This is a genomic window from Agarivorans sp. B2Z047 (assembly GCF_023373605.1).
Taxonomy (GTDB): domain Bacteria; phylum Pseudomonadota; class Gammaproteobacteria; order Enterobacterales; family Celerinatantimonadaceae; genus Agarivorans; species Agarivorans albus.
Genome location: NZ_CP088080.1, coordinates 1666726 through 1679888, shown reverse-complemented (window position 1 = coordinate 1679888; position 13163 = coordinate 1666726). Strand labels below are relative to the sequence as shown.

Genomic DNA, 13163 nt, shown 5'->3' with positions numbered 1-13163 from the left:
AATCGGAGCTAAATTAGTGCTGATATTCGTAAGCACCAATATCAAAGGCACTACCACTTGGCCTAGCCTTCCCATCTAGGTCGGTAGTAATCGAATCACTCAAGTCTAAACCGTTGTCAATAGCAATCGAATCAGGTAACAAACGATAGCTGTCTTCTGGGTCTATGCCAGGAGTGTCGGTGAAAATGTTGTTGGCATTAGCGTATTCAGAGTAACGATTTGGAAGAATATTATTCTCATCACTAACATACCTTAAAAAGTACTCATCGTTATAAAGGGGCCCTGTATAACTCACAACCAAATTATTCTTAAAAATAACGGGGGTGTCAGATGCATAGTCTACGATAGACGGAACATTAACTATGGTATTGTTTCGAATTATTGCGTTATTGCTATTAGCTCCGTTGCCCCGCCAAAGAGCAACATGACTATCTAGAGCAAAACTAAACAAATTATTATCGATCACTGTGTCCCGGTTAGAACGAATTAGCCCAAGGTTATAATATTGCCCCCCTCCAGAGCTATTTAGTACCTTGTTTGACAAAAACAACAGATCACCTCTGGTGTAAACAATCTCGCCTGAATGCTCATCAAAATAAAACTTATTATTCCTTAAAGCGCCACTTTCAAATTCAATATTTTCCTGATCTAAATAAACATCAAACCCATCAAGGCTTAAATACTCAGAACTTCTTATTGCTGGGAAAGCCGAATAATCAATAATAGGGGATTGTAGCCATAACTCAACATTACCATTTGCTGTAAGAGCCATAGGCTTGTTAATGGATAGATTGCCTAGATAAATTCCCGGCTCAACCAAAACCTCACTGTCAGGAGCTTGATCGACAATAGCTTGTAATACAGACATATCCTGCCCAAAAGAAAAGTCCATTGTTGCGGCAGTTGTCTGCACAACATTATGCGGGTACACCGTGTTAACTTCGAGGTTAAACTCCACTTTACCTTGTTCGGTTGGTTTACTAAATTGAACATTGATAGGGTCCCAAGAGTCCACATCGTAACAACTAAATCCAGAGGCGTTTACACTACAACGAGCACTGGAATACTCAGTCGTAACCGAGGTGATAGTAACCCCTATTTGATTATCTACTAAAGTTCCCAAGACATTAGCTTTATCTATTGACATATACTCTCGAGTATCTTGGTTTAGTAATATCGAATGACTAAAACCATCTTCAAGTGTATCCAACACATAACCAGAGTATATATCTGAAGTCCAAAAGGCTAGATCACTACGCTTTGGGTATAACTCGAAACCAAAGCCGTGTTGATCAAATGGAAAATCAATATCAACCTGAGCTTGAGCGACGATAGTATTAGCCTGATTAGCCGTCAACGTTAAACTTACGAACAGATCATCTCGGTAATGGTTAGGAAAGTTAGATAAATCTACATGAGGACAAATTAATACTTGTGTTGCCGTTGTTCCATCTTCGATAGTACAACCATAAGGACTACTGTTTACCGACCATGTATGCGGAGAAGGCAATGGTATGGAGATGGAGATATCTGACATAGCCGAGAGTAAGCCTGGCTCAATGTTGCCAGCCAGATACACATTCACCTCAGTAGGCGCCCCTACATACATCTGATAAGTATCAACACTCATTGATAAATAAAAAAGAGGAAAGGAATAATTAGAATTTGGATCGCTGTTAGCTAAAAATTCATAATAATCCGTGAATCCATCTAAGTCAGAATCAGTACCTTCGTTAGAAATTTGAGGATCTAAGCCATTAACTGATTCCCAAGAATTAGGAATTCCATCGTCGTCATCATCTGCTATATCGCTATAACTTTGGTCGTTTAAATACCAAGAGGGAACATTGGTTTCTAATTCAAAAGCTCCATCTCGATTGCTATCGACTGAAACTTGCACATAACTGTTATTCGCATTGAGTACTATTTCACTATGTTCACTAGTTATGGTTAGCCCTCCACTTAGTAGATTGTCTTCAAAATCTAGTACAATAGGTTCTGGAGTTACTAAATCCAAGTAGCCTTTGTCAGAAAAATAAATCCTTCCCGATATAAGCTGCTGATTATATTCATCAATGCAAGACTGGGTTGTAACCTTTAAATCTTTATCTAATATAGATATTTTATCGGTTTCAAGCAGCATATTGGAATTGACAAGCTCTTCACAGGTGTTTGCTCCAGTCACCTTGACCATACCGTTAAGCAAAGTGAATTCAGCTCCTATCTGATACCGAAGTTCTTCATAGTAAATGTCGAAATTCACTGGCTCGTAGCTGCTCAAATCCCACTTGTGGTAATCTGTGACAACTCGACCAGAAAGCACGCCTGAGCCATCATCACAATTGTTATAGCTTACTTGTAGTTTGCCAACACCAGTTTCTTGATTTAGGTTCTCCGAAATAGTTTGAGAACCACCGTAAGCACAACTTTGAGTTTCTGACGCTCTAGCCCCCACCTCTTTAGATCTAGCGCCGTTAGCTTGTAAAGACTGCATTTTTCTTGCACTTAATGAGAGAGCATCGATATCCCCCTCAAACAAGTACTGCAGCGTGGGGTAAATGTCATCAGAAGTTAGCGAAGCACTTTTGGTGCTGCCATCATACTTTTCCATAAGTAGATCAGCTGAAACTTTTGGCGTTGAAATAGATGTGCCGCTTCCTCCACCACCGCCACCACCGCAGGCGGTGGTAAGTAGAATAAGAGAACTTATAAGTGAGAATTTGAACGATGAGTGAGAACTAAACACGCTAACATCCTTGTTAGTTATTGAAGTTGATGGAGTTTATTGATTTAGTCAAAATCAGTCGAGCTAAATTATGATTAAGTATGATGTAAATCAATACCCCATTTGTAGGATATTCACGTCTTAGCTTTTTTACGTGTCTAATACTGCTGATTTGCCTTTCGATAATTACCTTGATAATCAAATATTCGGTGCTCAATAACCCAGTAGTGCTTTTGCTTTTTAGCGATAACAAAATCGGGGGATACAAGTTTTGTTATTAGTGCTTCTGCTTCTTTTGCATCGTTAATAAGAGCTGCTTGCTCAGAAACTCGGCGACTAAACACAGCGTTAAATTGTTGCTTGGCTTTGGCGTAATTAAAGTTAAAGGATTCGCTGAGCTCTGCGCCATCTTCATCGTGATAAACCAATTTAAGTTTATTGCCATCGCAGCTAGCCGAGATGCCGCTGCACCTTAACACTTTACGATCTTTTAACTGCAGCGCATCTTTAAGCTGCTTGTCTGGGTCAATTAATTGAAAGCCACAGCTTTGACATTGCCGTGCTGCAATATCGTTTTCGGCATTACATTGTGAGCATTGTTTGTATTTATAGCGGTAAGTACATTGGGTGTGTTTTGCTGGCTCGTCTGGGTCTGCCACTAACCCTTGGCAACGTCGACCATAATGCTCAATAACATCACCATCTTTATCGGTAATGCCCCAAAACATATTGGCAAATTGACATTGCGGGCAACTTACTTGCACCAATGTGCTGTTAGGGGTGGGTTTTACTTCGCCAATTTCTGGCTGATAGAGATCGTAATTATTACCCGCATAATCAACAATTAGGCAATCGGTTTTGTCTTTGAATAAACGCAAACCTCGGCCGGCGATTTGTTGATACAAGCTTACCGAAGCAGTGCGCCGCAAAATAGCAATTAAGTCCACATGCGGCGCATCAAAACCCGTAGTTAACACCGATACATTCACTAAAAACTTAAGCTGCTGGCGCTTAAACTGTTCAATTAAGCTGTCTCGCTCAGCATTGGCGGTAGCAGCGGTGATGACCGCAGTTTGCCCTTCTGGTAAATAGTGTGCAATTTCCTTGGCATGGTTAACCGAAGCTGCAAACACCATTACGCCTTTACGCTGCTCTGCCAATTTAACCAGCTGTTTGCATATGGCTTGAGTAACTCGCGGGCAAGCAGCTAAAAACTGGTCGAGCTGTGCCTCGCTGTATTGCTGCGGTAAATCATCAAATTGATAGCGCGCCGCAGGAGCATCCACCACCAGCGGCTTAGTTAAATATCCTTTAGCAATGAGATGGCGCATCGGCAACTCGTAAATACATTTTTTAAACCAAGCTTGGTCGCTGCCACGTACATAGCCGTGATAATGATATTGGTAGATCCACCCTCTATCTAAACGATACGGAGTAGCCGTTAAACCCAGCACTTTTAGTTGGGGGTTTTGTTGCTTTAAATGCTGAATAATTTGCTGATACTGGCTGTCATCGTCTTCGCTTACCCGGTGACATTCATCAATCACCAGCAAAGAGTAGTAGCCGGAAAAAGCTTCAAGGTTGCGACTTAAAGACTGCACACTGGCAAAGGTAACTGGAAGCTGGTATTGTTTTAAGCCTAAACCTGCGGCATAAACGCCGGACTCAAAACCATAATCTTTAAACTTTTGATGATTCTGTTCGACTAACTCTTTGACATGGGCTAGCACCAGAATAGGGTGACGCGCTAAACGCGCAAGTTCGGCAATCACGATGCTTTTCCCGGCACCAGTTGGTAGTACCAACACAGCGGAATCGTCACTTTTTCGAAAGTGAGCGAGAACGGCATCTACCGAGGCTTGCTGGTAGTCGCGCAGTTGAAACATTACTTGTTAACCCTAAGCTAGTTAAAAATCGGCTTATTATGCCATGTTTAAGCCGGTGTGCTTTATAGTGATTATTTCTTTGTTTCATAAAGCGGCTACCAAATTGGCATTAAAAAAGGCGGCCGGAGCCGCCTTTTTCAAAAGGTATAAATACTAAGGTAACACTTCACAGCTTGGCGCTTCAAAGCTTCCGTTGTATCCACCTTGAAGACCAAATGAGGTACTTTGGCTAGGCGCTAAACGACCGTTGTAAACTTCGTTCACAGCAGTTAAACCTAAACCATCACTTGAGGCTTGGTATTTAGCATTCCAGCCATTTACCAAACTAATTGGTTGAGGGAAGCTTAGGTGAACTTTCCACCCGGTTACCTCTTCGCCGCCAGCATTAGTCACCTTAAGGTTGCCTAATACAAAGCCAGTATTCCAAACATTGGCTTCACCAACAGTACAAGTAAGCTCAGAATCACCACCGCCTACAGGAGGCTGTTCACCCGCTTTAACATTTAAGTTTAAGCTAGCTTCTGCTGATAATTCTTCATCTTGCTCATCAGTAGCAATTACTACAATCACTACCTGCCCTTCTGTTTCTGGCATTGTCAGTGATACGTTACCGCTGCCAACTCGACTGGTTGCTAATGCACCATCTACGTATACATTCGCGCCATAAGCATTGGCTAAATCAAGACGAAGCTGAACTTCACTGGCTGGTCGAACTTCACTGCCATTGCTAGGAGAGCTAATTGCCACTGCAGGTACAATCGGTTCTGCAACTGTAACTGTGACTTTAGCTTCTGCTGACTTAGCACCTTGGTCATCAATCGCCACGAAGGTGAAACTATCGCTACCAAATGTACCCGTATTAGGTGTGTAGGTTGCAAATTTACCACTAAGACTAACCGAGCCGTTTGCAGGCTGAGAGGCTATCTCGTAACTAACAACATCACCATCAGAATCACTGCCGCTTAGCTCAACAGACACAGCAGTGTCAGACTCAGTGCTAACACTTTGGCTTTGCGCAATAGGCGCACAGTTGATGCCGGTAGTTGGGCCACAAGCAGCCGATGGTTCATTACCCCATACCAACTCGCCGTTATCATACAAAGCAATGTTACTTGCTAGCTTGTATGCATTGCTAAAGTTTTCCCAAGATGGGTCATTACTGTTGTCCCAGTCAGGGTTGTTGGTATTGGTTGGTAGCGATAAGCGGAACTGCACTTCTTTCTTAGAAGCGGATTGACCGCCAGGGTATATATCTACGCCATCAAAGCTAATCTCAGCGTAATAGATGTTGTCTTGGTTATTGCCCCAAGCGTGTAGACCGCTATACCCAGAACCTTGGCTGTAAGCTGTTGATAAACGTACATCATCAACCGAGTAACCAGCATCAAACACTTCAGTTAGATCTACCCAGTAGCGATAGCTTAATTGATCGGTTACCCGTGAAGGCCACGCAGTATGGTTGTGTACCCGAGTCGCTAACTCAATATGGCGAGTGCCTTGTGAGTTAATTTTAGCTTCTACATATAGCTCGGTATCGCGAACCTCTTTAGCTGGGAAATTTGCTTCTGCAATTGGATCACCGCCATGGTCAAGCCACAGGCGCGCTAGCGCGGAAGTAAAGCCAGCATTGTAATCGGTTGCCACTTCGTTTTTCACGTAGTCGCCACGATCATCGGCCCACGAATCATCCAAGCCAGGGCCACCAACCAATGCACCAACCAATAAGTGACGGTTTTCTACTGGATCGCCAGAGTTGTCATTCCAAGTACCATGCGCAGTGCGGTGATGCGGCTTGGTTGGGTGATAATCGCCATAACCAATTTGGTAAGAAATATTAAGCGGGTTATCACCTAAAATGTAATCCAGCTGGCTTTTAGCAAAGTTGTAATACACATCGGCTTTAGCGGTTTTGTTGGTGTTTTCTTTAAGGTAATCAGAATACACCAAAGCTAAGAAAGAGGTATTTGAGGTATAACGTGCAGCCCCCCAAGTATCTAGAAACGCTAAGCCACCTGGCGTGTAACGAATTTTTTGACCATTGTAGCCAACGGTCCAATAATCTAACCAACGCTCTGCGTCTGCCTGATATTGTGCTTCTCCAGTTAGGCTTGCCATTAAAACATAAGCGCCGTAAGACTTATCATCCCACGCTTGGCCCCACTTGTAAGAACGCGTATCTGTTTGCGGTTCAGTACCTAAAGAGCCGTATTCTGTTTTAGCTTTATTTAGGTAACTGTCGTCGCCAGTTGCGCGGTATAACCAAATGGCACCCCACACCAATTCATCTTGATAACCACTCCAAGAGTTATAAAAAGCGGTGGCATCGGTGATTGCATCTGAGTATTTGCCACGGTAGTTATCGGCAAACGAATACAGCTGCTTGGCGTGCTCTAACAACATAGCCGCATAACTTGGGTCGCTATCTTTAAACACCATCGAAATAGACGCTAACGCTGCTGCCGTTTCACCTGCTAGATCAGAGCCAGGGTTAGCTGCATCAATTTTGTATGAAGGACGCTCCATTTGCATCACTTCGGCCGAGCCCCACCAAGCGTGATCCACGCTACCTTTGCCAACTTGGCCATAAAACTCATTAGGCGCAGTGTGAGCCTTAACAAAATAGTCGGCCACAAAACGTAAATTGTTTTTGATATGTTTAAGCTGGTTGGTTTGCTCGTAAGCTTGTGGGTAATCAACTACCCCCCAAGCAAGCATGGTGGCAGTGGCCGCCATAGGAAAACCAAATTTTACGTGGTCACCTGCATCGTACCAACCACCGGTAAGATCTACGTTGTTATCGCTACCGTCTTTTAGCGCAGAATCACCACGCCATTCAGTACGGTTCCAACTAGGCAATCCCCCTGACTGCTGGGCTTCATAAAAATAAATCGATTTTTGTAGCGCTTCACCATAATTTGCTGCTTGAACAGACATTGCACTGGAAATGATCGCGCTTGCTAGTAAGGTTTTCCTTAACATCTTTAGTTATCTCACAAAAATTTAGAACGTAATCCTTCTTCAGCCATTCTTTGTAGCAGTAAGAAGTAATGCCGTTTACCGAAAACTAAACTCTTTGCCCAATAACCATTGGTGTTGTGCAAGTTCACCGCACAGCTATTGAAGCTTAGGTTTCTAAAATGACCAACAAATATGTTATTCATCAGTAAACCCGCAAGAGCTTACCCTAGTTGGTCAGAGTTTTTTATTTCCAGTGCTAAAAAATACTCGGCAGCTGAAACTGTGAAAAGCTTAGGAAGGATAGTTTTATCCTCTAAATAACAAAGAAAAAAATGAAGCAAACAGCATATAACACTAGGGCTAAACAAAGCCTTTTCCAAAAAAGTAAAAAAGCCCTCAAATTGTAATGAGGGCTTTACAGCTATACTGCTAATTTAGTCAATAAATTGAAGGTCTTACTAACGCATACGACAGCTCGGTGCAGCAAAGTTACCAGAATGACCACCTTGCAAACCAAAGGAGATACTCGCCCCTGGTGCTAATTGGCCATTGTATGCTTCATTGGTAACTTCGATACTTTGGGCAGAAGCATTAAACACGCCGCCCCATCCACCCACTAGCGTTACGCTTTGCGAGAACTCAAGCACTGCGTTCCAAGCTGAAACAGTATTTGAGCCGGTATTTGTAACCGTAATGCTGTTAATCACAAAACCGCTAGCCCAAGAATCTGCCGCGCCAACTTCACAACTCAAGTTTGCTGCTGCCGGTTCAAGAACTTTTAAGCTAATACTGTCTGTTGCATTAAGATTTTGCCCCTGCTCGTCTTGCGCAGTCACCGTTAAGGTATAATCCCCTACTTCTGCAGGCGCAGTTAACTCACCGCTGGTACCACTAAACGATTGCAATTGTCCGGCTAGGTTAGTTTCAAACCCTGCGGCATCTTTTAAGCTTACCACCACACTAAAACTACTACCGGCTTCAATACTGGTATTGTTGGCAGGCGCACTTAAGCTCACTTCTGGCTGCAGCGGTACTTCGTTCAGAGCACTTAAAGTAATGCTGTCGCTTACCGACATCTCTGTACCGTGGCTATCTACAGCAACAATCATGATGGTGAAATCACCTTCTGCCGCGGGAGCGGTGATACTAGCACTACCTGCAGTAGGTGCGTTTTTCACCAAGCTTCCATCAAGATAAATATTAACCGAAGCCGCTTTGTTCACCGAGTAACCAAGCGCGACTTGCGAGCCTGTAAGCACAATGCTGTTTGCAGCCGGAGAATTGATGCTTACCGAAGGATTTAGCCCTTGGTAGTAATCATTCAAACTAATACCGGTAGTACTGCCCTCTCCTCCTAGTGCAACTTCATGATCTAAGCTAATAAATTTGCCAGCATCGTTAGTCCACAAAGAAGGCTTAAACAAAGCATATTTATCTTCGTCCCAAGTTGTCCAATCGTGGCCTAGTAAGCCACCAGTATCGCCAGAGTTAGGATTAATACACCAAAAGGTGTGGTGTAATTGATGCTCAATAATCAAATCACGGATTGCTACCATCCAAGCTTCATTTGGACCACCATCCATAAAGCCGCCCCACTCACCAATTAGCAGCGGTGCAATGCCTTCTTCATGAATAAACATCCAGTTATCTTTCCACACATCTTGGTACAAGGTGTCTTTGTTAAACCCTGGATAGAACCACTCTTGCTCAAATACCAAAGGCCCATAGTCGTGTGGTGAGTACATAAATTGCTGTTGGCGTGCGCCTAAATCAATCGGGAATTCGCGTACCCCACGTAAATTGCCGCCCCACCAATTAAAGTGAAAATCGTCTTTACCTTTGCTTTCCCAGTTTTTACCTTCCACGGGATACGCTTCAATGCCTTCACACATTACTAAGATGTGAGGATTTATATCTAACACACGGTTAGATACTGTTTCACAGGCATGCTTCCAGTTGTTTTCATCGGTACTGTCATCCCATTTGGCAAACTCACCAGCGGCACTTTGCTGAGGGTTACCATGGGGTTCATTTTCTAGGTCATAGGCAATGATGGTGTCATCATTTTTATAACGTTCGGTTACCCACTCCCAGGTGGAATAAAAATCTTCTGAAGTAATATCGCCTTTGTACCAAAGCGGCGCTATATGCCCCATGTTATCGGCTTCGGCGCCGTGAACATCAAGCAAGATCTTCATACCGCTCGCTTTAGCAGCGGCGATTAAGGCATCAAACACTTCCAATGAAGTAGCGGTCGCTAAATCTGGATTAGCTGAAGCATTCACTTGAATTGGCACAAACTGGCCATTTTTCCATTCTTTAAGTAACTCGGTAGAAATAGGCACCCGCAGTAAGTTAACACCGCGAGTAGCAATATCCTGAATGGTGCTCTCTAAGTTCACCGACCACAAACCATGCAATACTCGCTCGGTAGTATTAAAGCCAAACCAGTTAGCCCCGGTAAGCCAAACCGTATTGCCTTGCATATCTTTAATTTGATTGCCTTCTACATGAAGCCAATCATCGCCAGGCAGCGGAGCCGCCAGTAAACTTGCGCTGCATAACGAGGCCGCAGCAAAACCCACGCATTTAGCGAGTAGTGTTTTAGATGTTTTCATTATGTTCTCCATAACATTTCCCAATGAGAAAAGCGGCCAATTAAGGCCGCTTTGGGGTGTTAAGTTCTAAGGTAAAATTTCACAGGTAGGGGCAACAAAGGTGCCTGAATGCTCGCCTTGTAGACCAAACGAGGCACTGGCATTAGGCGCAAGCTGACCATTGTATACCTCGTTACTAGCGCTAATACCTAAACCATCACTTGAGGCATTTAGCTGGGCATTCCAACCGTTAGCAAGTCTCACTGGGTCGGTAAATACTAGATTTACTTTCCAGCCACTTACCGCTTCGCTGCCTGCATTGGTTACCGTGATACTGTTAATCACAAAGCCGGTAGACCAAGTGTCAGCTTTACCTACTTCACAGCTTAAGCCATCACCTACTGGAGGCTCTGCACCTTGCTTAACCACCAAGCTTAAGCTGGCTTCTGCGCTTAACTCGCTTCCTTGTTCATCAGTGGCAATGACCAAAATAGCCACAGCACCTTCTGTAGCAGGCATGCTAATAGTTACCGCACCACTGCCAACTCGGTTGGCAGCTAATGCGCCATCAAGATAAACATTAGCGCCATAAGCGTTGGCAACATCGAGCTGCAACACAACCTCACTGCTAGGGCTAACCTCTGTACCGTTCTCCGGTGAGCTAATAGCTACTGCTGGGATTATTGGTGCAGCAACTTCAACCGTTACCGTCGCTGTTTGAGAGACTTCACCTTGATCATCAGTTGCGGTAAAAGTGAAGCTATCGCTACCAAAGAAACCTGCATTAGGTACGTAGCTAGCAACATTACCCGTTAGCGTTACCGTACCCTGACTTGGCTGGCTAGCAATGGCATAACTAGCTATAGAACCGTCACTGTCGGTAGCAGATAAGGTGACAGAAGCCGGAGTATCAAAGGCTGTATCTACCGATTGATTTTGAGCAATTGGCGCACAGTTAATACCGGTGGCACCACCACAAGCGGCACTTGGCTCACTGCCCCACACCAAAACACCCGCATCGTACATGGCGATTTTCGGTGCCAATTCATGTGCGTTAGTGTAGTTATCCCAAGAAGGATCGTTTGCGTTATCCCAATCTGGATCGTTGGTATTGGTTGGCAAGGCTAATCGGAATTGCACTTCTTTTTTCGATGGCGATTGACCACCTGGGTAAATGTCTACACCAGCAAAGCTAATATCTGCGTAGTAGATGTTGTCACCATCATTCCCCCATGGGTGTAAACCGCTATAACCAGTACCTTGTGAGTAAGCCGTTGAGATAGTTACATCGTCAACGGTGTAACCCGCAGCAACCACTTCGGTTAAATCAACCCAATATCGAATACTTAAGTCATCTGTAACACGAGAAGGCCAAGCTGTGTGGTTGTGTACTCGGGCGCTAATTTCGATATGACGCGGCCCTTCTGAGTTTACTTTTGCATCAACAAATAACTCGGTGTCGCGCACTTCTTTAGCCGGGAAATCAGCTTCCGCAATTGGCGCTCCACCATGATCTAGCCATAAGCGCGCGAGGGCTGAAGTGAAACCAGCGTTATAGTCGGTTGCAACTTCATTCTTATAGTAGTCACCACGATCATCGGCATAAGAATCATCATCACCAGGGCCACCTACTAATGCGCCCACTAACAAGTGACGGTTTTCTTCTGGATGGCTCGATAAGCTATCAGCCCAGGCGCCATGCGCCGTACGGTGATGAGGTTTGGTTGGGTGGTAATCGCCATAGCCAATTTGGTAAGAAATGTTTAGCGGGTTATCACCCAAAATGTAATCTAATTGGCTCTTCGCGAAGTTGTAATAGGTTTCCGCCTTGCCTGCTGCAAGGTTATTGGCTTTTAAAAAGTCGGAATAAATCAGCGCTAGAAATGACGTATTAGAGGTATAGCGCGCTGCGCCCCAAACATCCAAAAAGGCTAAGCCACCCGGCGTATAGGTAATTTTTTCGCCGTTAAAGCCGGTGGTCCAATAGTCTAACCAGCGCTCTGCATCATCCTGGTAAACTTGCTCGCCAGTAATTTTAGCTAACAAAACATAAGAGCCATAAGACTTATCATCCCACGCTTGGCCCCATTTATAAGCGCGATACTCTGTTTGTCCCTCGGTGCCTAAATTAGGATATTCGAGTTTGGCTTTATCTAAGTAAGCAACATCGTTAGTGGCTTGATACAACCAAATTGCTCCCCACACCAACTCGTCTTGATAACCACTCCATGAGTTATAAAAGGCTTTTGCATCGGTAATAGCATCTGAGTATTTGCCACGATAATTATCGGCAAAGGCATAAAGCTGCTTGGCGTGCTCCAACAACATCGCCGAGTAACTAGGGTCACTGTCTTTAAACACCATGGAAATGGCTGCTAGCGCTGCTGCGGTTTCCCCCGCTAAATCAGAACCAGGATTAGCCGCGTCAATTTTGTATGATGGACGCTCCATTTGCATTACTTCGGCAGAACCCCACCACGCATGGTCTACGCTACCTTTACCTACTTGGCCCCATAATTCATTTGGCGCGGTATGGGCTTTAACAAAATAATCGGCCACAAAACGTAGGTTGTTTTTAATGTGTTCTAGTTGGTTGGTTTGCGCATAAGCTTCTGGGTATTCCACTACCCCCCAAGCCAACATTGTGGCGGTAGACGCCATTGGGAAGCCAAACTTAACGTGGTCGCCTGCATCATACCAACCACCGGTTAGATCTACATTGTTGTCGCTACCGTCACCAAGTGCCGAGTCGCCACGCCATTCATTTCGGTTCCATTCGGGCAAAACTCCCGATTGTTGAGCTTCGTAAAAATAAATGGATTTTTGTAGCGCTTCACCATAATTGGCTGCGTGCGCCGACACCGCACTGGTTACCATCGCCGTAGCGAGAAGTGTTTTCCTTAACATCATTGCGTATCTCTCTATATTTGCAAAATTAGCTATTTTCTTCCTCTTCATCTTTGTGAAGGTAAGAAGCACACTGGTGTGTAAACCGCT

The 13163-nt window shown here is 44.3% G+C and carries 5 protein-coding genes; all 5 read right to left on the bottom strand.

Going from position 1 to position 13163, the window contains the following annotated elements; translation table 11 throughout:
• Nucleotides 1-13: 13 nt before the first annotated feature.
• Nucleotides 14-2746 carry a right-handed parallel beta-helix repeat-containing protein gene (locus LQZ07_RS07670; RefSeq protein WP_152779835.1) on the bottom strand — a complete coding sequence of 911 codons (2733 nt, stop codon included), beginning with the start codon at nucleotides 2744-2746 and terminating at the stop codon, nucleotides 14-16.
• Between the two features lie 137 nt (nucleotides 2747-2883).
• On the bottom strand, nucleotides 2884-4611 hold the full coding sequence (locus LQZ07_RS07665) for a DEAD/DEAH box helicase (protein WP_152779837.1): 1728 nt from the start codon (nucleotides 4609-4611) through the stop codon (nucleotides 2884-2886).
• Between the two features lie 153 nt (nucleotides 4612-4764).
• Nucleotides 4765-7590, bottom strand: coding sequence for a glycoside hydrolase family 9 protein (locus LQZ07_RS07660; protein ID WP_152779839.1), 2826 nt, complete (start codon nucleotides 7588-7590; stop codon nucleotides 4765-4767).
• Nucleotides 7591-8027: 437 nt separating this feature from the next.
• Nucleotides 8028-10187 (bottom strand): cellulase family glycosylhydrolase, encoded by a 2160-nt coding sequence (locus tag LQZ07_RS07655; protein WP_152779841.1) that lies wholly within the window; start codon nucleotides 10185-10187, stop codon nucleotides 8028-8030.
• Between the two features lie 66 nt (nucleotides 10188-10253).
• Complete coding sequence (locus LQZ07_RS07650) at nucleotides 10254-13076, bottom strand: glycoside hydrolase family 9 protein (RefSeq protein ID WP_227981102.1); 2823 nt, start codon at nucleotides 13074-13076, stop codon at nucleotides 10254-10256.
• Between the last annotated feature and the right edge of the window lie 87 nt (nucleotides 13077-13163).

Excerpts from the sequence above, each read along its gene's own strand:
- LQZ07_RS07655 (WP_152779841.1), bottom strand. The coding sequence starts at position 10,187 with ATGAAAACATCTAAAACACTACTCGCTAAATGCGTGGGTTTTGCTGCG.
- LQZ07_RS07665 (WP_152779837.1), bottom strand. The coding sequence starts at position 4,611 with ATGTTTCAACTGCGCGACTACCAGCAAGCCTCGGTAGATGCCGTTCTC.
- LQZ07_RS07660 (WP_152779839.1), bottom strand. The coding sequence starts at position 7,590 with ATGTTAAGGAAAACCTTACTAGCAAGCGCGATCATTTCCAGTGCAATG.
- LQZ07_RS07650 (WP_227981102.1), bottom strand. The coding sequence starts at position 13,076 with ATGATGTTAAGGAAAACACTTCTCGCTACGGCGATGGTAACCAGTGCG.